Annotated in this window: 24 protein-coding genes; 3 read left to right on the forward strand and 21 right to left on the reverse strand. The window is 37.0% G+C overall.

Translation table 11 applies throughout. The features are described from left to right. Window positions 1-134: 134 nt before the first annotated feature. The 21 genes from D0T66_RS15685 to D0T66_RS15785 form a co-directional block, all read right to left on the reverse strand. Complete coding sequence (locus D0T66_RS15685) at window positions 135-953, reverse strand: restriction endonuclease (RefSeq protein WP_163358247.1); 819 nt, start codon at window positions 951-953, stop codon at window positions 135-137. A 9-nt stretch (window positions 954-962) separates the two neighbouring features. Then, window positions 963-1970, reverse strand: coding sequence for a hypothetical protein (locus D0T66_RS15690; RefSeq protein ID WP_163358248.1), 1008 nt, complete (start codon window positions 1968-1970; stop codon window positions 963-965). Next, on the reverse strand, window positions 1954-3063 hold the full coding sequence (locus tag D0T66_RS15695) for a hypothetical protein (RefSeq protein ID WP_163358249.1): 1110 nt from the start codon (window positions 3061-3063) through the stop codon (window positions 1954-1956). The genes D0T66_RS15690 and D0T66_RS15695 overlap by 17 nt, the downstream gene beginning before the upstream one ends. A 7-nt stretch (window positions 3064-3070) precedes the next feature. Next, complete coding sequence (locus tag D0T66_RS15700; RefSeq protein WP_163358250.1) at window positions 3071-4663, reverse strand: DndE family protein; 1593 nt, start codon at window positions 4661-4663, stop codon at window positions 3071-3073. Continuing rightward, window positions 4653-6779, reverse strand: coding sequence for a DNA sulfur modification protein DndD (dndD, locus tag D0T66_RS15705; RefSeq protein ID WP_163358251.1), 2127 nt, complete (start codon window positions 6777-6779; stop codon window positions 4653-4655). The genes D0T66_RS15700 and dndD overlap by 11 nt, the downstream gene beginning before the upstream one ends. A 7-nt stretch (window positions 6780-6786) precedes the next feature. Then, on the reverse strand, window positions 6787-8124 hold the full coding sequence (gene dndC, locus D0T66_RS15710) for a DNA phosphorothioation system sulfurtransferase DndC (RefSeq protein WP_163358252.1): 1338 nt from the start codon (window positions 8122-8124) through the stop codon (window positions 6787-6789). Window positions 8125-8350: 226 nt separating this feature from the next. Then, window positions 8351-8776, reverse strand: coding sequence for a DUF3872 domain-containing protein (locus D0T66_RS15715; protein ID WP_163358253.1), 426 nt, complete (start codon window positions 8774-8776; stop codon window positions 8351-8353). Between the two features lie 32 nt (window positions 8777-8808). Continuing rightward, on the reverse strand, window positions 8809-9270 hold the full coding sequence (locus D0T66_RS15720) for a DNA N-6-adenine-methyltransferase (protein WP_163358254.1): 462 nt from the start codon (window positions 9268-9270) through the stop codon (window positions 8809-8811). A 2-nt stretch (window positions 9271-9272) separates the two neighbouring features. After that, window positions 9273-9854: a conjugal transfer protein TraO gene (locus tag D0T66_RS15725; protein WP_163358255.1), complete on the reverse strand. Its 582-nt coding sequence runs from the start codon at window positions 9852-9854 to the stop codon at window positions 9273-9275. Between the two features lie 46 nt (window positions 9855-9900). Next, the gene (gene traN / locus D0T66_RS15730) at window positions 9901-10884 is read right to left on the reverse strand and encodes a conjugative transposon protein TraN (RefSeq protein ID WP_163358256.1); all 984 of its coding nucleotides are present in this window, start codon (window positions 10882-10884) and stop codon (window positions 9901-9903) included. Between the two features lie 96 nt (window positions 10885-10980). Beyond that, window positions 10981-12273, reverse strand: a complete 1293-nt coding sequence (gene traM / locus D0T66_RS15735) for a conjugative transposon protein TraM (RefSeq protein WP_163358257.1) — start codon at window positions 12271-12273, stop codon at window positions 10981-10983. A 19-nt stretch (window positions 12274-12292) separates the two neighbouring features. Beyond that, complete coding sequence (locus tag D0T66_RS15740) at window positions 12293-12622, reverse strand: TraL conjugative transposon family protein (protein ID WP_163358258.1); 330 nt, start codon at window positions 12620-12622, stop codon at window positions 12293-12295. Between the two features lie 48 nt (window positions 12623-12670). Next, on the reverse strand, window positions 12671-13294 hold the full coding sequence (gene traK, locus D0T66_RS15745; protein ID WP_163358259.1) for a conjugative transposon protein TraK: 624 nt from the start codon (window positions 13292-13294) through the stop codon (window positions 12671-12673). Window positions 13295-13439: 145 nt separating this feature from the next. Then, the gene (gene traJ, locus D0T66_RS15750; RefSeq protein WP_163358260.1) at window positions 13440-14432 is read right to left on the reverse strand and encodes a conjugative transposon protein TraJ; all 993 of its coding nucleotides are present in this window, start codon (window positions 14430-14432) and stop codon (window positions 13440-13442) included. Window positions 14433-14519: 87 nt separating this feature from the next. Next, window positions 14520-15149, reverse strand: a complete 630-nt coding sequence (locus tag D0T66_RS15755) for a DUF4141 domain-containing protein (protein WP_163358261.1) — start codon at window positions 15147-15149, stop codon at window positions 14520-14522. 74 nt (window positions 15150-15223) lie between these two features. Then, a complete protein-coding gene (locus D0T66_RS15760) occupies window positions 15224-17719 on the reverse strand; it encodes a TraG family conjugative transposon ATPase (RefSeq protein ID WP_163358262.1) in 2496 nt (831 codons plus the stop codon). Then, window positions 17716-18051, reverse strand: coding sequence for a DUF4133 domain-containing protein (locus D0T66_RS15765; protein ID WP_163358263.1), 336 nt, complete (start codon window positions 18049-18051; stop codon window positions 17716-17718). Before D0T66_RS15765 ends, D0T66_RS15760 begins: the two co-directional genes overlap by 4 nt. Before the next feature lie 8 nt (window positions 18052-18059). Continuing rightward, a complete protein-coding gene (locus D0T66_RS15770; RefSeq protein WP_163358264.1) occupies window positions 18060-18359 on the reverse strand; it encodes a DUF4134 domain-containing protein in 300 nt (99 codons plus the stop codon). 173 nt (window positions 18360-18532) lie between these two features. Further along, the gene (locus D0T66_RS15775) at window positions 18533-19225 is read right to left on the reverse strand and encodes a hypothetical protein (protein WP_163358265.1); all 693 of its coding nucleotides are present in this window, start codon (window positions 19223-19225) and stop codon (window positions 18533-18535) included. Continuing rightward, a complete protein-coding gene (locus tag D0T66_RS15780) occupies window positions 19218-19631 on the reverse strand; it encodes a DUF3408 domain-containing protein (protein WP_163358266.1) in 414 nt (137 codons plus the stop codon). Before D0T66_RS15780 ends, D0T66_RS15775 begins: the two co-directional genes overlap by 8 nt. Window positions 19632-19644: 13 nt before the next feature. Continuing rightward, entirely contained in the window at window positions 19645-20406 is a 762-nt protein-coding gene (locus tag D0T66_RS15785; protein WP_163358267.1) for a ParA family protein, read from the reverse strand. Window positions 20407-21600: 1194 nt separating this feature from the next. Between D0T66_RS15785 and mobA the strand changes: the two genes are divergently transcribed. From mobA to mobC, 3 genes are all read left to right on the forward strand, one after another. Further along, a complete protein-coding gene (gene mobA, locus D0T66_RS15790; RefSeq protein WP_163358268.1) occupies window positions 21601-22041 on the forward strand; it encodes a conjugal transfer protein MobA in 441 nt (146 codons plus the stop codon). Continuing rightward, entirely contained in the window at window positions 22031-23254 is a 1224-nt protein-coding gene (gene mobB / locus D0T66_RS15795; protein ID WP_163358269.1) for a conjugal transfer protein MobB, read from the forward strand. The genes mobA and mobB overlap by 11 nt, the downstream gene beginning before the upstream one ends. Before the next feature lie 83 nt (window positions 23255-23337). Further along, entirely contained in the window at window positions 23338-25341 is a 2004-nt protein-coding gene (mobC, locus tag D0T66_RS15800; protein ID WP_163358270.1) for a conjugal transfer protein MobC, read from the forward strand. Window positions 25342-25851: the final 510 nt, after the last annotated feature.

Genomic DNA, 25851 nt, shown 5'->3' on the forward strand with positions numbered 1-25851 from the left:
ATTATAGAGATAGTTGGTATGTGTTTGAATCAGAAATAAAACGAACGCAATAATTTATTCTAATATGCGGACTGAGAATTTCAGTCCGTTTCTTTTTTCAATGAGCCTGAACGGACAAAAAAGAAACATTTTTTTTAGTCCCAAATTGAATCTAAAGCATTTATGTATAATGGAATATCTTGTATCTCAATTCCAAATTTCTTTTCAATCATGATATCTATAATCATCATACCATCTATCAAAATTATAGGAACTGCTCCTTTTTTTGTTGTGGCATTTAAAGCTTCTTTTGAAAACTTGGAAGTTGTTATAAATATCCCTTGTTCAAAATCCCCTTGAATTGCCCCTCTAAATTTATCAATCTCAGTGCGCCCTATACTTGTGTTTTTCCATCTTTTACATTGAAAAGCTACATTTAAGTAAGAAATGCCAACTTTCAATTTACCATAACCATCAATCCCTCCATCTTTTTGAGGTTTAGTTACTTTCATATCTCGAAAGCCGTAAACTTTAAGCAATTTCTTACTAAATAGTTCGAAAACTAATGGGTCTAAGTCTTTAAGTTGTTCTAGGAGTTGTATCTTGAAGGATTTTATATAATCTGTATGAGTAGTTTTTAGTATTTCTATTAATCTCTTTTCATCAGCGATTATGGCACTTTTCTTTTTATCCTCTTTTAAATAAAGGGAAGAATATTCTATTAGACAATAAGTTCCATCATTTAAAATTTGAAAGTGCTTTCTTTTTGAGGCTGTAGGAAAATCGACACCTTGGCAATGACGGCGTAACTCAACTCTCATTACATTTAATGGATTCTGAGCTTTGAATTTATAGTAGTCATTTGCAATGATATTATCATATATGGCATTGACTGTTAACGGTCTTTTGCTATTTTTTAATACCTGACTAATGGCATCTATTATTGTAGTGCTACTTTTCTTTGTGGTTCCCATACTACAATACTACACTACTATTCTATCTTTAATACTCACTTCTACAGCAGAGAAAGATTTTAGTTCTGTAGAGAAATTGAAATCATCAATTTGCTCTAAAATTCTTTTTCTGTCAAAGAGAAGTTGATCACTTAAAATTTCATCATACTGGTGAAATTTTACATCCTTGGGAATACTCATTGCATAAGGAATAAACATGGCGTGAATAGGCAATTTAGGAAAAACGATATATTCCCTAAATCTCTGCGTTTCGTATTGCTTATAATTCCAATTTTTTCCACAAGCACATTGTCCTAAAACAATGACCATATTTGGTATTTTATCAACGAAAGGGATCCAACCAATTAAATCAAGACCTCTCTCTTGTGTGTTTGTCTGGGGAATTGAGTCTAGTTTATCAATATTAATTTTAGTATTTAAATCTTCAGCTAATTGAGATATTTTTGTTCTTGCATTACCTTTGTATGTAGAATTCTTTCCGAATGATTTAATTACAGCTTTTCGTGGAAGAAAAAATTTAAGACAATAGAATGATAACATCTCAAAATCGACAGTCAATTCATGATCAATTTCTTTGAAATAATTCAAATTAGAGCACAAAAGCAATAGTATGTATAGTTTTTGTTTATTTGTGAGATTATCTTTCAATTTTATTTGATTCTTATTGATTAAAAATGGGTATTCATCAACTTCATAAAGTTTCTCTCTATCTTGACAAATAGAAAAAATAGAATAGAACTTTTCTTCAATAATATCGTTCTTCTCAGCCTCAAGAGAAGCTATCTCATCTAGTTTGTTTTCAATATTGTCCAGTTCATCTGTCTCTAATACATTGGAATCTTTTACATCTTGTAATTTATCAGAAATATCTGCAATTGTAACTTCTTCTTTTAAAAACAAAGCATTCAATTCTACATAATCTGCATATATATGCTCAATATACTTTGATACTTTGGGAGATTCAATCGAGAAATTCCGAAATTGTTTCTCTAACTTTTCATTAAAACTCGTCTCCATCACCAAATATTTCTTTATTTAATAACTCATCTTTGCTTTGCTTGATCTTTGATGTCAGCTTTCTTATTTGTACGAGATCAGCCTCTAATTCACCATAAAAATCGGTTACTTTATGAACTAGCGAATCAGCTTGTTCCAAAGAATTTAATGAATTTTGAATACTTGTGAAGAATCTGGATTCAATATTGTCAGTAAGTTCATAAGCACTTTCTAGATCTTTTCCTTCTCTAAAGGCAGAAGATGCTATTGTATTTTCTAGAATAGCATTTAGTTTATTTAGGTCACCACTCTTTCCCTTAATTCTAGTTTTATCCTGGTCGTTTTTTTTAAAAAACCAGAATATTAATTCTTTTAGATTGGCTTTATTTATATCTTTTAATGGATTATTCGAGGACATATCTACGTTTAAAAATGCGGATATATGACTTCTACTTAATGAATCAACTATGTACCCTACGTAAAAAGTTGTATCATCCAAATCTTTAATTCTGTAAAATCCTTCATCTTCTACAATTTGATATATTTCATAAGCAACTATAACTCTTTTAACATAGTCTTTACGACTACCTATTTTTTTTGCTAGATCTTTAACCGCAACATCAATACTGTCGTCTCCTTGAAACTGATCTTTATATAATTGATATAAATATCGAGATTTTTCGGTTAGTCCCCATGGCTTTATTCCTGTAATATGCCTAAATCCAAGATATTTTCTTATTTCTTCTTCTGAGTTGAAGATTAAACAGGGAATATGTTGAGGATGAAATTTCGCAGTATCATATATTTCTTTAACAGAAGCCTTTTTTACAGAAGCTAACTCTGGCTCATTTAAAAGTTTTATAGACGTTAAACGCCTATTACCTTCCAATACTTTATACTTGTTCCCATCAGGAACAACTAATAATTGTTCTCCTCTGAAAAAATCATTCTCCCCTATTGCCTGCATTAACTCTAAAGTTGCAGCCTCTAAAAGCATATAATCAATTATATCCCTTTCATCCATGTTATGTTTTGAGGCAGGGATACGCGGATTTTCAGGATCTAGAGCTAATTCTTTATAATAAATAGTTTTATATTCGTGATCTATAGCCATATTTTTATTACTTTTTATCTCTTTCCCAATATTGTTTAACTTCAAATCTCTCTGCAAGTTTGAATTCTTTGATATTCGAAATAGCTTGTCCTTTTTCGATTTTTTCCATACTCTTAGAAATCGTATGAGAACTTTTACCCGAAAGTCCTAGGAATTTTTCCATTGTTTTCGTATTCTTATCTTTTATATCTAAGAGGAATGCCATTTCACACATTGAGGAAAAATCAAAGTTTGATTGATTATATTCTTCAATACCTTGTGAAAGTAACACTATTGAAACACCTTTAGATCGAATCTCTCTCAGTATTTTCTCTAATATCTCCTGATATTTTTTCTCCTTAAATAATACATGGGCTTCATCAATTATAATTACATATCTCATTGATCGCACACCATTCTCTACAGGTGTATTTTCCATATTCATAAATGTATTATAAATATAGTTTATGATAAGAAAAAGAGACGTGAATCTAAGAGAGTTAGATAGATCTCCAGATAAAGATAAATAAAGATTCTTAGTTAGAAAATTTGATTCGTTTTTAGGATCATCTAAGAAGATTGGATAACGACTCAATTCTCCCATAATTTCTGTTAATGTATCTCTCTTATCACCGACGATTTCTAATAATTGTTCGTTGATCTGATTTAATGTTGGATATGTTCCTCCTTTTTGATTTGTAAATGCTTCTTGAGTTGCATCTCTCAAAAATCCCTTTTGTTTCACTCCCAAATTCGAATATTTGCATACAATATCTACAAATTTATCTATTCCCATATTTTTATTTGAATCATTTACATTATCAATAAATGTAAGAGGATTAATAGGGAAACGGGTATCTGGAACGTTTATAAATTTGGTCTTTGTTTTCTCAAAAAATTGAGTCATTTCTTTTACATCATCATTTTTCAACCCCTTAAAATCAAGATATATGAAATTGACATGTCCATTTGACTGTTCATTTATTTGAGTTACAAACTCCAATGCAAACTGAGTTTTTCCTGTTCCAGAGTTTCCTGCTACTGCAATATGGTTATTATTATAACGTCTGGTATCATTAAATCCTAGAAATATTGGTTCTGGTACTTCTGTATCTATTGTATCTCCAATATTCAGTTTTATCAATTCAGAGAAGTATGATTTTTCTATATGCTGCTGATTATTTGGAACGCTTCCTAAAGAAACGTTTAGCCCAACAAGAGGTAAAGTTCCTTTTTCTATATATTCTATGAGAAAATCGAAGAAAGTATAATTATAACTATCTCTAAATATTTTATCTAAAGACTCTAAACCATGATCTATATGTAATTTTATATATTTAGGAATATTTACATCATCTGTCTTATACAGTCCGTAGTGTTGGCATATCAGAGCAATATAGAAATCTCGATATTTTTCATCAAAAAGGACATGATCCTTGTATTCTTTTCCCTTGGAGTCATATATATTGAATTCAGATGTTTGAAACCTTTTACCTGTTTGCAAAGAATACCCCAAAGCAATACGTGCTATTACATTTTCCTTTGTTCCGTACGGCAACTTTGTTGTTAAACTTTTAACTACAGCTTGGTTTTGTTCGGAAGTTTTGATATTAATTTGCATTGTATTTTTGATTATAGGTTTCTATAAATTTATCAGGGGTAGTTTCTGTAAATTTGGAACTATCTGTTGATATATTCTCAATCAAATAGGCTCTACTTACTTTAGGCTCTAATATTTCATATTCTTTCTCTGTTAGCTCTTTGTTTATCAATGGAAATATAACAACTTGCTTTGACACACTAGGATAAAAATACTTAATTATATTTTCAGCATGTTGCTCATCAAATTTTTGCATTGGGCTATCAATGAAAACAGGAAACTCTATTTCCGATTCATCAACTAAAGAGCTTAATAATGCAGAAGCATACATTTGTCGCTCACCCATTGATAAAGAACTCCGATCTATTATTTTATTATTCTGATTGTACAAAACAATATCTATATCATCTCCTGTTGCATTTATATCAACATCAACACGCTTTATGAACTCTTTTTTGTGTAAAAGAATATTTAGCGACTCCAACATTTTAGCTTCTAGGGATTTTTTCTTCTCATCTTTGAATTGAACAATGAAATTTTGTAACCTTATTATTAATTGTTTAGTTTTTTTCTCCTTTTTAGAATATACTGAAGATTCATCTATTTTTTTACGCAGTACACCCTGTCTTTGGAGAAGTGTTTGAAGTTGAGTTGTGCAACTTCCAACTTTCTGATTTAAAGCTTCAATCTCATTGTCATATCTAATAATGTTACTTGTTATAGCATCCTTTTTTTGTCTTAAACTTGAGATGTATTCATCTTCTGCTTTATTTTCGGCATCTCTTAGTTTTCTATTTATTGAATCAAGTTGGTTCTTTATAAAAGAATACTCCGAGTTTAACTGAGAAAATTTATCTTTGAAACTTAGTCTTATGGTGTTTACTAATTGTGTAAATTCATTTGTTTGTGTGCTTGAAAAGTCATGTAAGACTTTGAATGTATCAGGAAGTTCTACAATATCAGAGAAAAAATACTTCTTAATCAATATTTTTATTTGTTCTTCGTAGAAGTTTTTGACTTTAACAGTATTAGTGTCAAAACAAATATCCGATTTAAGTTTCGCATTTTCAATATCAGCTTGAATCTTATCTATTTTCTCACTAACGTCTTCCTGCTTATATTTTTGTTCTGCTAACGCTCTCTCATCATTGATTTGCTCTAATACATTAGCCATAGTTTCTCCTGCCAATGCAAAAGGAACAACATCAAGCAGTTCTCTTAGATTTTCTTGTTTTTTTGCAATTTCTTGATTTAGATTGGATTGTTCGTTTTTTAATTCATTTAGCTCCTCAAGAGACATTTTATCTCCTTCTCTAATTAATTTTCGCTGAATTTCATCAGACTCTTTTTCAAGAGTGTTCCGTTTCTCTTTTATATCGTCTATTTGAGATCCATAATCTTTTATTGTAATTTCGGTATTTTCAATATCTGCATGAAGTTGATTCAGCTCTCTTTTCTCCTCCGGTTTTGCAGAACGTCTACGGTAATCATCTTGTTTCTCTTCAAGATTAGATTTCAAGTCTTCATATTTCTGTATACCAAGGACCTCTGAATATGCTTTGCTTAGCTGTTGTCTTTGAAGAGTTGAGTTAACTTCAGCAAGAGAAACTATTTTTTCTGCATCGAAGAAGAAGAATTTTGCAATTTCGATAGGTAAAATAAAATCACGAATAAAGATTTCCTCTCCTTGTTGATTATTTTTAGAGAAATCATCAACTAATTGATTAGGATAACCATCGACTAAGACTTCAATCTTATCTGATGCCGATGTTATTACATTATAAGTACGCTTAATCGTCACTTCCGAACATGTAATATCTGGAATTTTCACATCACAAAAGGTCACGGAAACAGAAAATTCATTTTCACCTTCTTCTCTTGCTTTCCGGTTCAAGCTTTCCGATATATATTTTGTGTAATTTCCTTTATCTCTAATCTCTTTCTCATACAAATCATCAACTTTTTCCATCTGCTTACCATAAAGGCACCAAACAAGAGACATTAGAAAAGTTGTTTTCCCAAATCCGTTTTTTCCACTGATAACAATAACATTCTTATTATCAGATGGCAATAAAGAAATGACATTATTCCCTTTATATATTCGAAAGTTATTTAGTTCGATCTCTTTTATATACATATTAGGCTTAATTTAAGTACTTTTCGATGACCCGTTCTATATCTTCTTTGAGCCCTCTTTTTCGATTTAGAAGGGCTTTGTTTCTTTGTAGAGCCAACAATTCATTAATCAAATCAAAATCAGATGGTTCATCTGTACATACTGACTTTAATAAATCAATTTCTCTTTGAATTTTTTCTGCGTGCTTTTCCATCTCTATTTCTTTATCGTAGATTTTGTTATATATCTGAGATACTGTTTCTGAGAATTTGATGTTATAATAAGCAGCATCTCTGTGCCATATTACTTGTATGGCAACTAATTCTTGGTTCGTTATAAGTGTTGTTTCTGGTTTTTCATTCTGAACTACACGTTGAGCATTTAGTACTTGTTTGAGTAATTTAATTCTGTACTCAGGTTCATATGTTCCCAAATTATCTCCATCTGAATTTACTGCATTCTGTAGATTCCTTCGTATTGGTAGACGATTTTTAGATATATTTCGCTCATCGATCATACTCTGCCGTAAATCGAGTAACGGTTTCAACCAACTTTGCCCTTTATTGACCAATGCCGATAGAGATTTATCCTCTTTTACTACTGTACATGTCCAGCAACCAAAACGGCTTTGTCCACAAGAACTATGACTTTTGTCAGTCACTACAGTTGGGCATTCATAATCATCAGCACTAGCATCTAAATAAATTTGGAAAAGCTTTGAGTTATCAGCGCCCCAAGGGGAGGTCATCGTGTTGATAATATACCAAACCTCCTCCAGCATAAGTTCTTTAATTGGTGAATAGACAAAAGTGTTTGGATTGTGAGGATGTTTTGTCAATCTTTTACCCCTTATCTCATGCTTTTTTATAGATTTAGCTCTATTGGCACTCTCTGAACTACGAGTACCAATTAATATAATAGCTTCTCCGTTTTCTGCGACTTTGTCTGTTAAAAATCTAGACGTAGGTTTGATTTTCATCTTATCGGTACACCAACGAAATGAATTATTTGGAACAGGATAGCCTCTTCCAATAATATTAACCCAAAATGTATCTTCCAGACGAGGAATTGTTGTTTCAACTCTAATGGGCATACTCATTGATGCTGCAGCTTCTTTTATTTTAGATAATACTCCATACACATAAGATTGAATAATGGGGTTTTCGACTAGAGTGTCATTACAAACAACGTGTACTTCTCTTTTTCGATACTCTAAAGGGATTTCTGAAATTGCTAGCCAAACTAGTTGTAATAAAACTGTAGAATCTTTACCTCCACTAAAACCAATTATCCAAGGACGCAAATTATCTTCGATAAGATATTGGTCTTTTAATTCCGAAATTATATATTTGATTCGTATTGACATATTATATGATTCGAACTTAACGTAGCTCTTTTGATTTTTATTTACAAAAATATAAAAAAAGACTGAGAGATATAGCCTCTCAGTCTGCTTAAAACTTTTATAATAAGAGAAATATTCTATTCCACCTCCTCATTCCACAGTTCCACATCACTTGGAGCCGTCACCATTGAATAGATAATACTTATCCAAGTAGTGATATACGAAATTACCATCATGGTCATCATGGCTATTCCTCCTCCGAATTGTCATTATTGAACGAAAACGAGAGAAATGAGCTATTTCCAAATGAATCGAAGAAATAGATGTCTATAACTGCTTGATCTTCCGATTCCGAAGTGTAATATAAACGGAACGTTTCTTTGGTTAAGTCGTAATAGTCATTGGGCAGAAATACTGTGCCATCATCCATTTTGAGAGTACCTTGTCCATCGGGCTGAAAGTATCGCAGTTGGTAGGTTGTATTTTCGTATCTGCCATAACGATTCAGTTGACATCTGATCTCTGCTGTCTCTCCTTTCTTTAACCTTTTCGGGACAGGCAGGTGAGTTATTTCGAATGTATAATCCTGACGAACATCAATATCGCTGCTACAGGCACAAACGATACATGCTATCAGTATCGTGTATATTATATAGGATGCTATTTTTTTCATTTTGTATATTTATTATTCGATTATTAAACGAATTACAGGAAAAGGAATTTCCCTTTTATTGTATTATTCATCAGTATTTCAGCATTTTCTTTATTGTATGCTACTAACATAGACCCGTTTCTGGGCTGCATGCCTTGTGTACCATCTGTTTTAAAGAACCTGATACGATTATACAGGAACTTAATCGCTGTAGCATGTTTGAGGACAATATCGTGGAACCATTTGGCTTCAATCTTTGCAAATACCAAAGCGATACCATTATTATGCTCTGCCATTTTAGTTAGAAATTGCTGTATTAAAGGATTGGAATAAGGAGGATTAAGCCATACCCGTCCTTCCCATTGTTGTGCCAATCCGTTGTCTTTAATGCTATAAAACCTCTTTGCTGACTGATTTAGCTTGAACGCATCTTCCGATGAGGCCGGATCTAAATCAAATTGCCCAAGTGATTTTATAATCTCTTTGGGTGTGTACCATTCATCATTCTGTTTCATAACTAATTTATTATAAATTTTATACCTATACCCACTTGTGTATGGAACTTGCTAACATCCGAGCCGAGTAATATTCGTTCCCTTGCATTGATTAATAATACAAGCCTATCCGAGAGATACGTTTCTATCTCAAAAGACACTGCACCGCCATACAGGAAATTATCTTCACTCGTAATGGTCGCTCCGTCAAACAATAGTTCCTTTCCCCAGTTAATTATTTCATAACCTGCCATCGCCGAAGCTCCAACAGAAAAGAATACCGTTTTGGACGGATCGGATAAGAATTTGTAATAATACCCACCTTCGGCGGTTATCTGCGATAGAGGAATGAGAATATTCTTATATTCGTGTTTCTTTTGCAGATACTCTGCACCAAAGGTCCATCTGTTACCATTCTTCGTGTAAGTTGACAGAGCAACACCTCCGAAAAACGCCTGCCCATCCTCGTTTTTGAATTTGAAACCATCGACAGCACCACCTGTTACCTGAATCCCTTTTTGTCCCGGTAAGTAGCGTTGAGCCTGAGCCTGCCCGGTCAGGACAAGGCTCAGAATAAATACTAATGTTATTTTATATCTATACATCTGTTATCGTATTTAATGTTTAATAAAAAGGTCTGTGACCTTCATCTTACTTCACTTTTAGTTCATTAATCTCCTCCGCTCTTAATAAATCCTCGTTCTCAATGATAAAGGATTGATTGCGGCCGCCATTTTTCTCAAAGAGTTCGATGATTAGATGCTTATCGTTAGGGATGGTAATTTTATCAATGGTAAATACTGTTCGCTCTGTCTGGTTTCCTCCTACTTGTGATACGAAATTGTAAGCCCGAAGTGGATAGATAACCGTTTCCTGAATAGCCGTTTGTTTGGCAATTTTCTTATCGACAATTTTCATCCGTATAAAATCAATATCAAAAGGCACATTGGAGGAATTTTTAATCAAGGTATGCAGATACAAGAGGTTATTATGTGAATAAATCCCTTTAAGTAAGTATTGCACTCCAAAACGTTTACTGCCGATATGTTTTACTAATCGTTTGTCGTTTTTATAGATGGAACGATTAATAAGATGCACTAAACGAGGTGATTCGCTACCCAATTCCTGTAAATAGATTTCCATGCTGTTATTCGGGCGATTGGTTGCTATACCATCATGCATAAAATCTTTCATCTCAATGTTTAACTTTTCAGGTTCATCGGCATATTTGACATTGAAAGTGTAATAGCTGCCTTCTTCGGTTATGACCGCCATATTGGTCTCCGTTTCGAACTGACGGATAGCCGCTTTTACTCGCAAAATATTTTCAGAAGGTCCTGCTTTGCCGGCAATGATATTATTGGAGCCCAAATCCACATAGCGGATGGATGCCGGAAAGATGATATGCACGGTTTTATCAAAAGTCACTTCCAAACCATACGGCGGAATCATTCTATCAAAAGTTATTTTCTTGGATAGTCCCTCGTAATAATCTCCGTAAGTCGGTTTGAGCACCTGTTGCAAATCGTCTTGTATCTTTTCTGATGTTTCGTTAACGATAACTGTTTTTTCTGTCTGCGCATTGATATTGAATGTTGCCAACAACATTGCAAATGCGATTATATATTTTCTCATTTGTTTTTTCTTTTCTGTTATTAAATTATTGGCGAATCTGCCAATTGGCAAATTTTCGAATTAAACCATTGGCACATCGGCATATTATCACATTGACTAATTAGCCTTCGGCATAAGCATGACTCGATATCCCGATTTGAGTGTAACCTTTACTTGCCTGATTTTCTTCTGCATATAAGCCGATATGCCCTGTATCGCCCCTTTGCTTAGATCGGAACTTAGCTGTGCCCCAGCACTCTGTGTCATGGTAAAACTGGTCCCGACACTATTTCCCATGTTGGCGACAATCTCTTTGGCTGCATTCATTTCCAATGAGCCGGGAATATAGATTCCTTTCTGCCCGTCGGAATCGAATGTTACCATTTCTACAGGTACGATTGTTCCCTGATACTCAATCGAACTGATCAGAATATCCAACCGTTCGCCCTGTATCTTGGCGACACCTGTCAGAATTGTATTTTCGGGGATAATCATTGTACCTGCCATTAGTGGCTCGGTCAAACGCATCCGGGTGGTCTGTCCGTCTACTATCGTCTGGTCATCATGGATAACTGCCGAGATGGTATTTTTCTCCGACACGCCTGTTTCTCCGCCCATCGTGTTGAATCCCATGTTTCGGGCTTGGTCATACATTCGAAAAAGGTCTTCATTGCTCATATTCTGAGCCAATGCCGATACCGTTTGTTTGTGTATCTGTCTGATGGGACTGATCTTTGTTTTGCCATTATTGGAAGAATTATCCTTACCGTAATTATCAATCTTACTTTTCAGAGAGTTATTATTGCTCGTTTGCCCAAACGGCTCACCTTGCTGTCCCTGCGGCATATATTTCGCTGCCATCTCGTAAGATTTTTCCATTAGCAGAAGTTGTTCATCCATTGTGTTTTTGGTATTCTCAGCCTCCTGCATTTTAGTTTCCAGTTCCTCCAGCTTCTTTATCATCTCTTCCTTTTCGGGATCGTTATTGGGCTTTTCATAGAAATTACCCAATGTTTTGTTAATGTCCTGATAGGAAGAAATGGAGTTATTGATAGGTGCTTCCTTCACATCTTTTGTCAGATCATCGCCTAAATGAAGGCTTACCTTTTCTTTCTTGGAATTTTCCAACATGTCGGCATAGCCTTGGAGCGAATGCATCCGCTCCTTTTGTCGCTCTTTCATCTGTTCCTGTTCATAAGCATCTTTTTTATCATCAATAATCCCATCTCCTTTGGGATCGGGTATATCGGCATTAAATCCCATGCCTATCTGCTCCTTGGCTTTATCCTCGTCCGAAGGTGAGAATATCAGCCAGATACATCCCGCACAAACAATCGCCATCAATGCGAAAACCGCATATTTGATAAGCTTTTGTTCCTGCTCTGCTGTTATTTTTCTTTTTTCGCTCATATTATTTTACGTTTTTATACTATAATGGATTAACAAGAGGGTCTGCGACCCTTATACTGTTCAAAGCCGAAGTATTGATCTCCGAATCCAAAAATTCGGAATCCCACTCGCTTGGCTTTATCCTTTCCAACTTCAACTGTCTGATATGTTCTATCTTGAGTTGTTCCTTTCGTTCCTGTTCCCTGCCCCAATTTGCAATGGATGTAAATGTGAAGTAGAGATTGAGAATCGTAAACAAGAGAAGCATAATCAGAATAACAGTCAGTCGCTTATCGGGAGTGATCTCTCCGCAAAGGCCTTTGAGTTTGTCCTCAAGCCAATACCCCAGTTCTTTTATTCGCTCTTTCATAATTCTTCGTGGTTTAGCCAAGTCCCCCTTCGGGGATTTAGGGGGTTGTTATCGGTCAAGAACTCTCAAATCCTTATTTTCTCTGATCTTGAATCCTTCAATCGTAAATCCATGCGGATTATTATCGGAGCGAATAGAGTTCAGAAGCCTACAAGTAGTTGTCAGACTGCGTTCCGTGATATTACTCTCTCGGATAATCATCTGTTTGGCATAAGTAGCCACCTCGTAAGGATATACATTCAGATTGCAGGAAATACTATCCACCTGAATACTCTGGTTGATATTTCCCGAAATTATCCGATTGTAATATCCCTTTTCCGACAAGTCTTTGTAATAGTTGAAAGCCGATCGATCCGAAAGGAACAATGCCCGTTGGATATTACTTTCAATGGCAGACTTGTCGGGTGACAGGGTAAAGAACAGTTCATGAAACCGTTTGACGTGTTCGCGAGCTTCCACAGGTCTGTTCTGCGACAAGTCCTGCGAAAGGGCAAGCATCAACGATTTTCCGTTATCCAGCACATAGATCTTCTGGCGTTGTGCTTCTGCAAAGCGGTAAGCACTATACACGGAATATCCCGCGACAATAGCACATAAGCAGAGAAAGACAATGCCGAAGATGCGGAGTTGTTTAAAGCTCGATTCGATGTTTTTTAGTGATTTAAATTCCATTAGTTCAATGTGATAATTTGAAAATGTGCCGATGTGTCAATGAAAATTACAGAGCCTTGTAATCCATTACTCATTGGCAAATTGGCATGTTAAACAATTGGCTCATTTGTTATCGGTCTTGTAAGTAATAATTGGGAGCGGTGGCTCACCGTCCTTTTAGTCTTCCCATAATATTTCCGGCAGCAGCCCCTGCGGCACCTCCTGCCATCGCACTGGCTTTGGTCGCTGTTTGGTTGACATTCTTACCGAAATTCCCCATACCACCAGCCGAGATAATCCACCCAGCAACAGTCGGTATTGTGAAATACCCGATAATACCCATTATCAAAAAGAGAATATAGATGACATCAGAGCTATCTATCGAGAAGTTTGGGTCGGTCTGCATACGCACAATATCTGCCTGAAGCATTAAAGACTGTAGCCTTGCCAATATCGTACTGAACAGATCGGAGACGGGCAACCATAGATAGACCGATATATAGCGTGTGATCCATTGCGTGAGGGTAGACTGAAAACCATCCCAGACTGAAATAGCAAAAGCAATCGGGCCGAGGATGGCAAGAACAATCAAAAAGAAAGTTCGTATCACATCTATAACCAATGCTGCTGCTTTAAACAATATTTCCAATAGCTCTCGAAAAGCCTCCCGTATCCATTTCTTAGCTTCATACATACTCTTTTCAAGATATAATCCGACTTTTGTTCCCACATCGGTTATCCCCAATTCGTCCAGTTTAGCATCCCAAATCTCATTGTCTACCAGATAAGCTGTTTCGGGATTTTTCCGCATTATCTCGTATTCCAATTGGTCTTTTTGTTGGGCGTACTTGTTCATGTCAAATGTTTCGGATTGGAGCATTCCATGCGTTCCCTGTACAACGGGACTCATAATGCTATTGATAGTTCCCAACACGACAGACGGAAAGAACATGATGCACAAACCAATCGCAAAAGGACGAAGAAGAGGATACACATCTATTGGTTCTGCTCGCGAGAGGGATTGCCACACCCTGTAAGCCACATAGAACAAGGCTCCCAATCCGGCAATTCCTTTGGCTACCCCGACCATGTTGCTGCACAAGGGCATCATTTGGTCGTAGAGCGTACGCAGTGTTTCGTGAAATTGATCGAAATCCATAAATTTAAATTTGAAAATTTTACAATTAGCAAATTCGAAAATGAAGGCATTTGCTAATCTCCGAATTTGCTTATTTGCTCATTGGTTTTACCAATACCTTTCGTCAGGATTACCATATAATGCAGTCACACGAGCCGTTTCCCCTTTTTTCTTGGCACGGAGATAGGAAACTCCAATATTCTTATTCGTGTAGTAACGAACAAGGTTACGATATTCTACCATTGATTCGTGGCAGGAGTTGACCACGTCCATACGGTCTTTGTCCGATAGAGAAAGCGTACTGATATTGACGACTCCTTTCAGTTCGTTCAGTACATCATTGCTTTGTTCCAACAGCTTGGCATAGCCTGTTGCAATGGCATTGAGTTCTTCTACCGAATAGTTGGGGTCGGACATCATTTTTTGAAAATTATTGACATAGATATCCGATATGTCGCCTACCATCAGGATTGTCTGTTGAACTTTCTTAGCATCTCGCACTAAGTTGTTTACAGATTTGAGGGCATCATAGTACTGCTTTCCCTGCTCATATACTTTTTTGACTTCCTGAAAGTTTTTGACCATGTTAGTAGCTGTGGTAGTCGTCTGAGTGACGTTACGGGTGGTGTTCACTATCCCCTGAGCCAGATTGCTCGGATCAAATACTGCCCATTGGGCATCCATATTCGTTGTGAAAAGCACAAGGCTCACGCACAACATAAAGATTTTCGTTCTCATATTTAATTTATTTTAGTAAGAAAAAAATGATTGATAGAGACTCGTGATCCAGGTCTCTGTATGTAGATTGGAGGTTATTTACGCTCCGCCAGTTGTTTGATGGCTAATTCAATATTGCCATCTAATTTTTCCGCTAATTGCATCACTTCGAGTTTCTCGGTTTCCTCTGTCGTATAAGCCAAATACTCCGATTTCGACACTTCGGTAGCATAAACTGCCGATTGTGCTCCACTTAAACCAATCCAAACCTCTTTGTAAATTCGGCTGGGATTGTTCGACATATTGATGGAAAGAATTTGTGCTTTTTCCTTTTCTGTTAGTCCCAACAATGCTTGTATAGAATCAAATTTATTCATATACTTGCGCTGATCTAAGAGTATCTTGCAATCGGAGTTATTGATAATAGCTTCCTTTACAATCGGTGACGAAATAATATCGTCAACTTCCTGTGTTACAACGATTGCCTCTCCAAAGAACTTACGAACGGTTTTATAGAGGTACTTCAGGTAATCTGCCATATTCGGGGAAGATAATGCCTTCCATGCCTCTTCCACGATCAGTTGTTTACGAATACCCTTTAACCGTCTCATTTTGTTGATGAAAGCCTCCATAATGATGATGGTAACTATCGGGAAAAGTTCTTTGTTCTCCTTAATTTGATCAATCTCGAAGACTATAAACCGTTTATTAAGTAGATCCAGTTCCTTGTCCGAGTTCAGCAGAAAGTCGAAACGACCACCCCGATAATATTGCCGAAGTGTAGTCAGCATATTATCAATATTGAAGTCCCGTTTCTCTACCTTAATTTCTCTACTTTCCAATGCAGGCTTATAGGTATCCCGCATAAACTCATAGAAAGTATTGAAACTTGGACGGATATTTCTATCCGTTTGAATGAGTTGGATATACTCATCCACGGCACTACCCAATTCTCCTGATTCAGTCTTGGTAATTTTATCGTCTTCGCTTTTCCAAAGAGTAAGAAGTAGAGTTTTTAGACTATCTTTCTTCTCTACATCAAATTGATTATCATCGGTATAAAATGGATTGAAAGAGATTGGTTTTTCTTCCGTATATGTAAAATAAATCCCATCCTCCCCTTTGGTTTTACTGCGAATCATTTCACATAAGCCTTGATAAGAATTACCTGTATCCACCAAGACGACGTGCGTACCTTGCTCCCAATATTGCCTTACCATATGGTTCATAAAAAAAGACTTTCCACTGCCCGAAGGACCTAATACAAACTTATTTCGGTTGGTGATAATTCCTTTTTTCATGGGCAAGTCGGAAATATCCACATGAAGCGGTTTACCTGTAACTCGATCCACCATCTTGATACCGAAAGGAGAAGGTGAATCCCGAAAATTCGTTTCTTCCACGAAAAAGCACAAAGCTTGCTCAATGAAAGTATAGAAACTCTCCTCTCTTGGAAAATCCCCCTGATTGCCCGGAATACCAGCCCAGAACAAGGTTGGTGTATCTACCGTATTGTGTCGGGGCTTACATTCCATCAGAGCCAACTGACTACCTACATCGTTTTTTATTCGGGACAGTTCCTCTTTGTTTTCACTCCATGCCATTACATTGACATGGCAACGAACAGAGGTCAATCCAAAACTGTGGGCATCGTTCAAATAATCTTCAATCCAAGCTTTATTGATTTGGTTTGAACGGCTGTACTTCGATAAAGAGTGCATATTGCGAGCCTGTTTCTCAAAGCGTTTCAGATTTTCCGCATGGTCATCAATAAAGATATACTGATTGACAATGTGGTTACAGGAAAGTAGTACTCCAATGGGAGCAGCAAAAGACAAACGGCAATCGCTTCGGTCAGTCGATAGTCGCTCATAACGAATATCGGTCTGTACATTGTTGGGTAAATCCTCGGTATCGGATAAGGTATGTAAGCACATATACTTATCTCCGATTTTCATTTCGCCGGAATGAAGTGCCATATCCTGCAAGCAAGTTGTATTTTCCTGTGACAAGGCAAAATATTTTTCCAAAATACCCGCTTCTTCTTTCGTGCCAACAATTTCATCGGTGGTTAGACGAGATAGTTTGACAAACCCCGAATCGTTGATTATCCGTTCAAATTGTCCGACCGATTCCAAAAATTTCTGTACCATTTCTTTGTCCTGCATTTCTTTAGGGACAATAAACCCTCGCGTCAGAGCATTGAAACTACTTTGTTGTTTAGCTCGATCTTTGGTGGTTTTGGTCAGAAACAGATAGCAAGTATGATTCAGAAATGGTCGTTCATTGAAGTGTCGTTCGAAAGATCGGGACAAAAAGCTGATGTCCTCTTTCTGTACCTGTGGCTCATAGTTCTCTTCGATAAACCAATCCTGTTTCAGTATGACCGAATAGTTGGGCAATACCTTGATGGCTTTGAGCCAAGCCGAATGTATTGCTTCGTATTCGGGAGAGGTCACAGTAAAAAGTTCGGACAGTTCCACACGATAGGCAACGGTTATATCCGCATCCTTACTCAAAATGCAATCGTACTCCACTGCCAGCAATGGGAACTTGCTTTCCAGCGTTGCTGCTTTTAATGTATTTCTCATACGTCGCCTCCTTTCCTGTTCACTCGGGCAATCAGTTGTATCATTCGTCTGCGATTGATAATAAAATGGGGATGATTTTTTGTTGCCTGCAACTTCATCAAGCCGTGTTCTCCATATTTATCATTCAAGTGGAAAGTCCCCCAGACTAATGTTCCGGCACTGACAACACCGAATCCGATGCAAAATATTTGATTAATCCCGATCATATACATAATCACAAAAACGATAAAAACCGAGAGTAGACCGCCTGCAAAGATGAAAAGGTATTGAGATTTCAAGCCCTTAAATTCGGCGGGACGGCCAATCCCTTTGTTGATTGAATATTCTGCCATAGTCAATCCTATAAGAAGAATGAGCGTAAAATAGTAGCCGCTACAATCAGAAAGATACAGGCTCCAAACCAGGAAGCGGCTGTTTTCGAGGTGTCGGGATCACCACTCGAAAACTTTGAATATACTTTTACGCCTCCGATGAGCCCAACAACGGCTCCGATGGCATAGATCAGTTTGGTTGCCGGATCAAAATACGAGGTCACCATATTAGTGGCATCGGTAATCCCCTGCATACCGTTGCCTTGGGCAAAGATAGATGTGGTGGCAGCTATGAACATAACTGCGAAAAACAGAAGTTTTTTCTTCATACTTTTTTTGTATTGTGCCGTGAGGATGGATGGTCACTCACGGCGGGTTAAACTTGGATAATTAGTGAGGTCCGCGACCGTTTGTTTTTTTAGAGAACAAAAACTCCTTTTTTCATTCTTTATTTTCCCATAGGCATACATTGTTTTTATTGTTAATAAAAAGGGCTGCGACCCTAAAATATACTGTTGGCATCAAAATTCTTCAAATCGTCATCTGATCCGATTTCAAAGTCATCTGCATTTAGATTATGCTTCTTCATGTGAAAATGGATCATCTCATTTACCTTGGTCAGTGTTGCTTCGTCTTTTGAAGAAATCTGTTCCACGACATCAGTGAATTGTTGCTGATACAACACTTCTCCTGCCGTGTCCTTTTCTTCATCCGAAGGTTTTTCCTTTTGGAGAATTTTTCCTGTTTTCATCAGCTCATCGTAACTGGCTCCACTGGCCTGTAATGCACCTCTTTCTATTTCCAGTTCTTCCTGCTCCGATTCTTCGTCAAACTCATCTTCGGATAAGGTCTCAATCTTTTCCAGTGGAACTTCGATATCCTCCATTTTCGGATCGCCTTCTTGCGAATCGGGAGCAAATATAGGGGCATTTTCTTTCTCTTTTTCATTTTCCGAATCCGTGGCCGTCTTTGTCCGCCTTTGACCTGGTATCCATTTACTTTTTCCTATAATCGAAGGTATTTTTTCTACTTGCAGAACTGTACTTTCATCTTCAATCGGTTTGTCATCTCTAGTTTGTAAATATAGCTTCTCTATAAAGCAGATAAATAGTCTCTTTAGCCGTGGATATATAAACATACCCAGAAAAACAGAGGAGATGACAACTATCAATTGTATTATAAATCGGTTACTCATCGAATGGAGGTGTATATAGTTTATGGTATACTTCTTTTATCTCTTGCTCGTAAGTTTCGAAATGTAGTTCCAGCACAGCATCCACATAAGAGAATACGGATAATCGCGGATTACCATATAATTTAATAAGTTTATCAATTCTATTGTAATATTTTTCCCGTACATAAATCGTTTTTTCCTGACGGCCTGCGATATCGGCTTGCCGGATAAATAAGCTTTCGAAATCGTTTTTACTTTTTCGTCTCCGGACATCCTTCTGTTTTTCTGGTTCCTCCAAACTTTCGCGATTCTCTTTTCTTTCCGATTTAAGTATCGAGCTCATTTTGTCGGATGCCGAAGGACCGGTCATATTCATAGATGCGATGATAAAATCCTCATCTATTTCTTCTTCAATCTTCTTTGCCATAAGCCTATGTATATTAGAATTTTATTATCTGAGATATCTCGGCTACCAGATCATCCACATTACTACCCTTAATCAATTGCTTGTCGGGAGGAAAAACAGTAGATCGAAATACGGCTCGGTGCGTTTCGTCCATTTCCCGCCGAAAACGCTTGGTGTCGGGTATGCGTGTATTCAGCAGAGACAAGCCCAGCTCACCGATAGCAGCGTCATAAGCTTCATACAAAGGCGTTTTCTCTCTGCCGTCAACCATTGTCCAGAAGAGATACATCCCCTTGACAGACGACTTGCCGATAGAGATTAGGTTTTCATTGAGAGAAGAAGCAAAACTCAATGTACTGGCCAATACCAGACGGTCGGCACTGACAGGTGCAAAAATGTAATCCATTTCTCGCAACGTGCTTACCACCCCTTTGCTGTTCATGGTTCCAGGCAAGTCGAAGAATACAATGTCAATTTTACTTTTACTGTCCGATACAAGTCTTTTGGCATCATCTAGTGCATCAATAGGATTGCTACTGACAATAGGAAAAGCCTTTCTACCTATTTCTTTAAACTGCTCATAAGCCATTCGTTTGAAATGGGGATCGCTGATAACCAATCCTTGATCGCGCTTACGCATTTCCATAATGCTGTGTTGGGGAAAATCACAATCGACTACGGCGATAGATTTTCCTTGTTGATAGTGCAGGTAACTTGACAGTAGTACGGTGAAAGCCGTTTTTCCGACTCCTCCTTTTTGGGTACTGAATGCGATAAATAGTGGTTTCTGTTCCATACCAATTTGTTTTTGAGATTTATAATTATGAGCCGGGCGGCTCGGATGTCATTGCAAAAGAATATAGTTTTTCCCGGAATACACTCATTCCCGAATGGGTTGGCCGCCTTTGTCCGGCTGTGTCACCTTTTTTAACAAATCAGGTAGGTGGAAAATTGGGTAATTGACAAGCGAAGGGAGTTGTCAGGTGATAAAATAAATGGGTTGCTGACAAGAATACCACTCATCTGATTATTTGACTAAGATGGTGTTTAACATTTTGAGAAGATGACTCCACTCTTGTTCAATCAGTTCATTAATTCTCCGCCGGACAACTTCTCTTGTTGGTTATTTACTGCATTAAATAGCTGTTCTGTCAATAAGAGGGCTGAATATGCAGGGGGACAAGTGAAAGGCTAAGCAAATAATCGGTCAAATACCTGATTAAGACTCAGCCTTCCTTAGAAGTTGGCAAGCAGAGAGATTAGTTGCCAACTCAATTATTTACTCAAGCGAAAGAACAATCGTCCGGCATACCGGTTATCTGGCCATCCGGCTAATCGGCTTACTGCATATATTATTGATATTTACGTATTTACATTTTACTGTATACATTCTATAAAGTAAAAAGAGCGATTTTTCATCACTATTTTTCATAAAGTACAGAATCCCCGACACGTATAATTTAATGTCTTAAAATATATCTGGCCGCCTTTGTCCATCTATGACCGCCCGGACTTATTTAGCTTGTATTTACCTTTGCCCCAGTCTGATGACATCAATCGGAAACCGGAAGAATAGCGTTTCTTCCTCTTATGAAATTTATCGTATGTATTTTGTTGGCTTCAACCATCAGAGGTATGAGCATTTGTAAAGCTATCCCCTTTCGAATGCTAACGGCAATCCGACTTCTGTCGGATTTTTATACACGTCAGTGTATTGCAAGATGTGTTTTGAGTACCCTCAAAACCGTTTCAAGACACTTGAAACCATCTTGCCCACTCCCCTAAAAGTCGGGGGCGAATCTTACTCCGAAGTCGTAAGATTTTAATTCTCGATTGTAAAGTAAAGTCTGCCTCTTAAAAATGGCAGCAGATGTAAAACTTGTCGTAGACTAAACAAAAAGGTCTGCGACCGCTAATTATCCAATTTTATTAATCTGCTACAGGAAAGACAGATCCTGTCTACTTGTAACATGTAACTCGTAACTGAAAAATGAATGAAGAAAAAAATCCTAAAAAACGAAAGGGTGGACGCATACCCAAGAAAGATCCGGCCAAAAGAAGACATGTTTTTTATCTGAACGAAGTTGACGAAGCCAGGTTCTTATCACTATTCGAACAATCGGGGCAACATGTAATGGCTCATTTTATTACCTCCTGCATCTTTGATAAGCCTATAAAAGTGGTGAAGATAGACAAGGGAATACAGGATTATTACATGCGACTGACTACGTTCTTTGGTCAGTTCCGGGGTATTGCCACCAACTATAATCAAATTGTAAAGGCTCTTCACACCAATTTTACGGAGAAAAAAGCATTGGCTTTCCTCTACAAATTGGAGCAGGCAACTATCGAATTGGCGACTTTGAACAAGCGGATTATTGAACTAACGAATGATTTTCAACAAAAGTATTTACCGGATCATGGTCGCTAAAATCAATATCGGCAGTTCGCTTTTGGGTGCATTGTCTTACAATCAGGAGAAGGTAGATAAGGAAGAAGGCAAGGTGCTTTTCTCGAATCGTATCATCCAAAATACCGATGGTTCATATACGATGTATTTCAACATGAAATCATTTGAACCATATCTGGATACCAATAAACGTACCGAGAAACCTGTATTGCATATCTCTCTGAATCCGCACCCCGATGATAAACTAACCGATGAACAACTATCGGAGATTGCACAGGAGTATATGGATAAGATGGGTTACGGCAATCAGCCGTATTTAGTGTATAAGCATGAGGACATCGACCGTCACCACTTACATATCGTATCGGTACGGGTAGATGAAAACGGAAAGAAGCTGAACGATTCTTTTGAGAAAAGACGCTCGGAAGAGGTACGCAAGTTTTTGGAAGAAAGGTATAATCTGATTCCGGCAGAAAAGCAGAGGAATAGCGATGTGTTATCCCTCAAACCCGTAAATATCAAAGAGGGTAACATAAAAAAGCAGGTTTCCAATATTGCTAAATCCCTGATAAGAGATTACCGTTTTCAGAGCATCAATGAATATCGGGCACTCCTTAATATATATGGTGTAACAGTCGAAGAGGTCAAAGGCGAAGTGCGAGACAAAGCCTACAATGGCTTGGTCTATTTCGCATTGAACAAGAAAGGAGAAAAATCGGGCAACCCATTCAAAGCATCCTTGATTGGTCGCGATGTTGGTTATAAGGCATTGCAGAAAAGAACTGTTTTGTCAAGAACAGCATTAAAAGATAAGGCTACTTATGACAGAACTAAAACGATTGTCTCGGCTCTGATTAGAGAGAAACCTTCCCGAGAAGCATTTGAGAAAGAACTTCTGAAAAATGGAATATCAGTTGTATTCCGTAAGAATGACGACAAACGTATCTATGGAGCAACCTTTATTGACCATCAGAGCAAGTGTGTATTTAATGGCTCCCGGATGGGAAAAGAGTTTTCTGCGAATGTCTTTCACAATCTGTTCAATAGGGAGAATAAACAGAAATCCGATGACAGATCATGGGATAACAATTTTGATAATTCACAAGATCCTAACGATTCAGAATCGTTAGGAGGACTCTTTGCGATGGAGCAGCATGGAGATAATTACGAGGAAATAGCCTTTACCAATCGCATGAAGCGGAAGAAACGAAAACCTCGTGGTTCCAAATTATAATTTATACATTTATTTATCTGCCAATTTTCGCATTCACTAATTGGCTAATTATCACATTTACTAATTTTCAAATTAATTTTATTATGGCACAGGAAGACGATTTAAGAGGACTCGCCAAAGTAATGGAATTTATGCGGGCCATTAGTATATTATTTGTAGTAATCAATATCTATTGGTTTTGCTACCAATCCATCCGTGAGATGGGAATTAATATAGGAGTAGTTGATAAAATACTACTGAATTTTCAAAATACGGCAGGTTTATTCTCCAATATTCTTTGGACAAAGCTATTTGCCGTAGTGTTTTTGGCTTTGTCTTGTTTGGGAACCAAAGGAGTAAAAGAAGAGAAAATTACATGGAATAAAATTTATGTGTTTCTATTCTTCGGATTTATATTTTTCTTTCTTAATTGGTGGATTCTGGAACTGCCATTGCCATTAGTAGCCAATACAGCCTTTTATATACTGACGATGACTATCGGCTATATTTTGTTACTGATGGCAGGACTGTGGATGAGCCGATTATTGAAAAACAACCTTATGGACGATGTCTTCAATCTGGAGAACGAATCCTTTATGCAGGAAACCCGCCTGATGGAAAATGAATATTCCATCAATCTGCCGACAAAGTTCTGGTATAAAAAGAAACAACACAGTGGATGGATCAATGTTGTGAATCCTTTCCGGGCAACGATTGTATTGGGAACTCCCGGCTCGGGAAAATCCTATGCTGTGGTAAATAATTTCATCAAAGAGCAAATATCCAAAGGTTTCGCTTTGTACCTGTATGATTACAAGTTCGATGATCTATCAGTGATTGCCTACAATACCATGCTAAAACATATAGATAAGTACAAGGTTGCTCCTAAATTCTATGTGATCAATTTCGACAATCCGGCAAAGAGCCACCGTTGTAACCCTATCGCTCCCGAATTTATGACCGACATCAGCGATGCATATGAAGCTTCGTACACGATTATGTTGAATCTCAATAAATCTTGGATTCAGAAGCAAGGGGATTTCTTTGTCGAATCACCAATAATTCTTTTGGCAGCCATAATCTGGTATCTCAAAATATATAATGAGGGAGAATATTGTACCTTTCCTCATGCTATCGAGTTCCTGAACAAACGCTACGAAGATATTTTCCCGATTCTGACCTCTTATCCCGAACTTGAAAATTACCTCTCTCCCTTTATGGATGCATGGCAAGGAGGTGCTCAAGATCAGTTGCAGGGACAGATAGCATCAGCTAAAATACCACTCTCCCGAATGATTTCTCCTCAACTTTATTGGGTAATGACAGGCAATGATTTCACCTTGGACATCAACAACCCCAAAGAACCAAAGATACTTTGTGTCGGTAACAATCCCGACCGTCAGAATATCTATTCGGCAGCACTTGGTTTATACAACAGCCGTATTGTAAAGCTGATAAATAAAAAAGGGATGCTTAAATCTTCCGTGGTTATAGATGAATTGCCGACTATCTATTTTCGTGGATTGGATAACCTGATAGCGACAGCAAGGTCTAACAAAGTGGCTGTGTGTCTGGGATTTCAGGACTTCTCACAGCTCAATCGTGACTACGGAGATAAAGAATCGAAAGTAGTTCAAAATACAGTTGGAAATATCTTTTCGGGGCAAGTAGTGGGCGAATCTGCCAAAACTCTTTCCGACCGCTTTGGTAAAGTATTACAAAAACGGCAGTCTATGACCATTAATCGACAAGATAAATCTACCTCTATCTCCACACAAATGGATAGCCTTATTCCTGCTTCTAAAATATCGAATCTGACACAAGGAATGTTTGTAGGTGCTGTTTCCGATAATTTTGATGAGCGGATTGACCAGAAAATTTTTCATGCTGAAATTGTAATTGATAATGCGAAAGTCGCTGCCGAAACAAAGGCTTATCAGAAAATACCAATACTGACTAATTTTATTGATGAGAATGGAAATAACACAATGGATGTTGATATTGCTGAAAATTACAAGCAGATAAAACAGGATGTAAAAGATATTGTGGAGCAGGAATTAGAACGAATAAAGAACGATGAGAATTTGAAGCATTTGATTAAGGAGTAAATAAAAAAGGTTGCAAAAAATTGCAACCTTTTTTGTATCTTACATTTTATTGAAATCTTTTTTTTCACATATTCTGTCACCTGTCAAGTGACAGATGAGCCTTAATAACAGAGGCAAATATACATTTTTATTTTTTATCGACCCAATTTTTTGAGTCTAAAATTCAATCATATAATATACATTTTGAATTCTCTTCATTGAAGCAAATGACAAACAATTCCACACTGGATAACATAATATGCTACAAATGAATACACTATATGTTTGTCATGCAAAAAATAGTAACTAAACGAACGCAAAATGTTTTCTTGTATGCACAAGATGAAACAATTACACATCTCTCAGAAGTTTGTTCGGCTCTTTTTTGTTTTGCCGTATGTTTTCCCAAGAAGAAACATAGGTTTGTAATTTACTAATTATCTGACATCTACAAGTAAATTCTGTCACTTGACAGGTGACGGAAAAAGAAGTAGTGTATCCTACAATATAAAAGCAGAATCTCAACAAAAA

Source organism: Dysgonomonas sp. 25 (assembly GCF_010501075.1).
Taxonomy (GTDB): domain Bacteria; phylum Bacteroidota; class Bacteroidia; order Bacteroidales; family Dysgonomonadaceae; genus Dysgonomonas.

Coding starts and splice junctions, on each gene's coding strand:
- D0T66_RS15685 (WP_163358247.1), bottom strand. CDS start 953: ATGGGAACCACAAAGAAAAGTAGCACTACAATAATAGATGCCATTAGT.
- D0T66_RS15690 (WP_163358248.1), bottom strand. CDS start 1,970: ATGGAGACGAGTTTTAATGAAAAGTTAGAGAAACAATTTCGGAATTTC.
- D0T66_RS15695 (WP_163358249.1), bottom strand. CDS start 3,063: ATGGCTATAGATCACGAATATAAAACTATTTATTATAAAGAATTAGCT.
- D0T66_RS15700 (WP_163358250.1), bottom strand. CDS start 4,663: ATGCAAATTAATATCAAAACTTCCGAACAAAACCAAGCTGTAGTTAAA.
- dndD (WP_163358251.1), bottom strand. CDS start 6,779: ATGTATATAAAAGAGATCGAACTAAATAACTTTCGAATATATAAAGGG.
- dndC (WP_163358252.1), bottom strand. CDS start 8,124: ATGTCAATACGAATCAAATATATAATTTCGGAATTAAAAGACCAATAT.
- D0T66_RS15715 (WP_163358253.1), bottom strand. CDS start 8,776: ATGAAAAAAATAGCATCCTATATAATATACACGATACTGATAGCATGT.
- D0T66_RS15720 (WP_163358254.1), bottom strand. CDS start 9,270: ATGAAACAGAATGATGAATGGTACACACCCAAAGAGATTATAAAATCA.
- D0T66_RS15725 (WP_163358255.1), bottom strand. CDS start 9,854: ATGTATAGATATAAAATAACATTAGTATTTATTCTGAGCCTTGTCCTG.
- traN (WP_163358256.1), bottom strand. CDS start 10,884: ATGAGAAAATATATAATCGCATTTGCAATGTTGTTGGCAACATTCAAT.
- traM (WP_163358257.1), bottom strand. CDS start 12,273: ATGAGCGAAAAAAGAAAAATAACAGCAGAGCAGGAACAAAAGCTTATC.
- D0T66_RS15740 (WP_163358258.1), bottom strand. CDS start 12,622: ATGAAAGAGCGAATAAAAGAACTGGGGTATTGGCTTGAGGACAAACTC.
- traK (WP_163358259.1), bottom strand. CDS start 13,294: ATGGAATTTAAATCACTAAAAAACATCGAATCGAGCTTTAAACAACTC.
- traJ (WP_163358260.1), bottom strand. CDS start 14,432: ATGGATTTCGATCAATTTCACGAAACACTGCGTACGCTCTACGACCAA.
- D0T66_RS15755 (WP_163358261.1), bottom strand. CDS start 15,149: ATGAGAACGAAAATCTTTATGTTGTGCGTGAGCCTTGTGCTTTTCACA.
- D0T66_RS15760 (WP_163358262.1), bottom strand. CDS start 17,719: ATGAGAAATACATTAAAAGCAGCAACGCTGGAAAGCAAGTTCCCATTG.
- D0T66_RS15765 (WP_163358263.1), bottom strand. CDS start 18,051: ATGGCAGAATATTCAATCAACAAAGGGATTGGCCGTCCCGCCGAATTT.
- D0T66_RS15770 (WP_163358264.1), bottom strand. CDS start 18,359: ATGAAGAAAAAACTTCTGTTTTTCGCAGTTATGTTCATAGCTGCCACC.
- D0T66_RS15775 (WP_163358265.1), bottom strand. CDS start 19,225: ATGAGTAACCGATTTATAATACAATTGATAGTTGTCATCTCCTCTGTT.
- D0T66_RS15780 (WP_163358266.1), bottom strand. CDS start 19,631: ATGGCAAAGAAGATTGAAGAAGAAATAGATGAGGATTTTATCATCGCA.
- D0T66_RS15785 (WP_163358267.1), bottom strand. CDS start 20,406: ATGGAACAGAAACCACTATTTATCGCATTCAGTACCCAAAAAGGAGGA.
- mobA (WP_163358268.1), top strand. CDS start 21,601: ATGAATGAAGAAAAAAATCCTAAAAAACGAAAGGGTGGACGCATACCC.
- mobB (WP_163358269.1), top strand. CDS start 22,031: ATGGTCGCTAAAATCAATATCGGCAGTTCGCTTTTGGGTGCATTGTCT.
- mobC (WP_163358270.1), top strand. CDS start 23,338: ATGGCACAGGAAGACGATTTAAGAGGACTCGCCAAAGTAATGGAATTT.